We start from the raw sequence: 2,447 nt of genomic DNA on the forward strand, positions 1-2,447 counted from the left end.
CCCCGCCGATCGATTACGAGCAGCTGCCGCTGCGCCGCTTCTCGCCGGCGAAGCTCGAGGATGTCTTCGGCGGCGATCCGGCCAGCAACGACAACCTGACGCTCGGCAGTGGCGGCGGCCTGTCCGGCAGCGCCGGCTCTGGCGGAGCGCACGCCTTCGAGGGGCTGGCCCCCATCGATGCGCCCTCAGGTGGCCACCACCCCGGTCCGGGCAGCCATCCCGGCCCCAGTGGCCCCGGTGGCGAGAAACCCGGCGGCCCCCGTGGTGAGATTCCCGGCGGTTCCGGGAGCCCGCGCAACCAGGCCCCGCAGCTCGCCGGCGCCGTCAGCCTGCGCAGCATCGGGCTCTGCGAGACGCTGCTGATCACTGCGATCGGCCTGCTCTCGGGGGCGCGCGACCCCGATGGCGATGCGCTCGCGGTCAGGCATCTCACCGCCTCCAGCGGGACCCTGACCGCGGTCGAGGGCGGCTGGGAGTTCACCCCGACGCCCGGCTATTTTGGTCCGGTGACGCTGAGCTACGAGGTCAGTGACGACACCGTCGCGGTCGCCCAGACCGCCGTCTTCAGCGTCGTCGCGTTCACCGAGATCGACGGCACGGCCAGCGATGACAGCCTGACCGGGACCGAATGCGCCGACCTGATCGACGGGCGCGACGGCAACGACACGATCGATGGCCGCGGCGGCTCGGACATCCTGCATGGCGGCGCCGGCAACGACTTCATCCGCGGCGGCACCGGCCATGACCTGATCTATGCCGGCCGCGGCAACGACATCGTCTATGGCGGCACCGGCAACGACACGATCCATGGCGGCGAGGGCGACGACCAGCTCTTCGGCGAGGATGGCGACGACATCATCTTCGGCGGCGACGGCAACGATCTCCTCGTCGGCGGCAACGGCAACGACCAGCTTTCCGGCGGAGCCGGCAATGACGTGATCCAGGGCGGCGCCGGCGACGACCAGATCGCCGGAGATGCCGGCGACGACGTCGTCCATGGCGATGAGGGTGACGACACGCTGGATGGCGGCGTCGGGAACGATGAACTTCATGGCGATGCCGGCGACGATCACGTCATGGGTGGAGCCGGCGACGACATGATCTATGGCGGCGACGGCGACGACACAATCGATGGCGGGGCCGACAGCGACGAGATCGATGCCGGTGAGGGCGACAACACCATCTTCACCGGGGATGGCAACAACAGTGTCCGCACTGGCAACGGCAGCAATCTGGTCACCGGCGGAGCGGGCATGGATCATGTCCAGTTCGGCAGCGACCAGGACACGGCCCGGCTCGGTGCCGGCGACGACGTCGCGGCCGGCGGTGGCGGCAACGACCGGCTCTTCGGCGAGGCCGGCGACGACACGCTCTCCGGCGAGGCCGGCGACGATGTGCTGGACGGCGGTGCGGGCACGGACGGGGTCGAAGCCGGGTCGGGCGACGACCGAATCGTAGGCACGCTCGACGCCGCGGCCGATTGCTATATGGGCGGCAGCGGCGATGACACGCTGGATTACTCCCAGGCGACGCAAAGCATCGACATCAACCTCGTCGAGGGCAAGGCGGTCGGCGTCGAGATCGGCGAGGACGGGTTCTCCAGTATCGAGGCCGTGCTCGGCGGCAGCGGCGACGACCACTTCACCATCGGCGCTGAGGCGGTGACGCTGAGCGGCGGGGCCGGCGGCGACTGTTTCTCCTTCGACGTGCCCTATGATGCGGATGACCGCGACCTGATCCATCAGATCCTCGATCTCGAGGCCGGCGACCGCATCGTCATCAAGCAGTACCAGATCCGCACGGATGACGATCCCACCGGTGACGCGGCCGGGGACGGAGCAGATCCGTTCGCCAGCACCTATGGCGACGAGGCTGACGCTGCCGGCCAGCCCTTCCGCTTCCGCATCGAGAAGATCGGTGAGGACGACTACACCTACGTCGACGTCTATCTCGAGCAGACCGACGAGAAGGACTACTCGATCGAGATCCAGGGCAGCCACAGGCTTTACTACTATTGATCCCGACCCGGACGCGGGGCCGCAGGGCCCCGCGTCCGGGGCCGGCTGACGGGAGAGACCAGCATGACCAGGCGCAGTGTCACATCACAGGCCGGCGGGGACGCCAGGGGCGAGCGCGAGCCGAACTTCGGTCTCGGCCGGCATATGCTCGCCGGCACGGCACTCGCCCTGCTGCTGGTCGTCGGTTGCGGCGGCTGGGCCGCCAGCGCCCATCTCAACGGCGCCGTGATCGCGCAGGGCTCGGTCAAGGTCGACCAGAACCTCAAGGAGGTGCAGCACCGCGACGGCGGCATCGTCCAGGCGATCGGGGTGCGCCAGGGCGACCGGGTCGAGGCAGGCCAGACCCTGTTCTGGCTCGACGATGTCCAGACCAGGGCCGAGCTCTCGATCATCCGCTCGCAGCTCGGCGAGAATCTCGGCCGCAAACCT

2 protein-coding genes are annotated in these 2,447 nt (G+C 69.1%); both read left to right on the top strand.

Annotation, left to right across the window (positions count from 1 at the left end; translation table 11 throughout):
* The coding region (locus FG93_RS31550; protein WP_052514379.1) for a calcium-binding protein at nucleotides 1-2,018 on the top strand (2,018 nt) is incomplete at its 5' end.
* A 144-nt stretch (nucleotides 2,019-2,162) separates the two neighbouring features.
* Nucleotides 2,163-2,447: biotin/lipoyl-binding protein (locus FG93_RS29940; RefSeq protein WP_043242386.1), on the top strand; the 285-nt coding region annotated here is incomplete at its 3' end.

It is taken from the genome of Allobosea sp. LC85 (genome assembly GCF_000735605.1).
Taxonomy (GTDB): domain Bacteria; phylum Pseudomonadota; class Alphaproteobacteria; order Rhizobiales; family Beijerinckiaceae; genus Allobosea.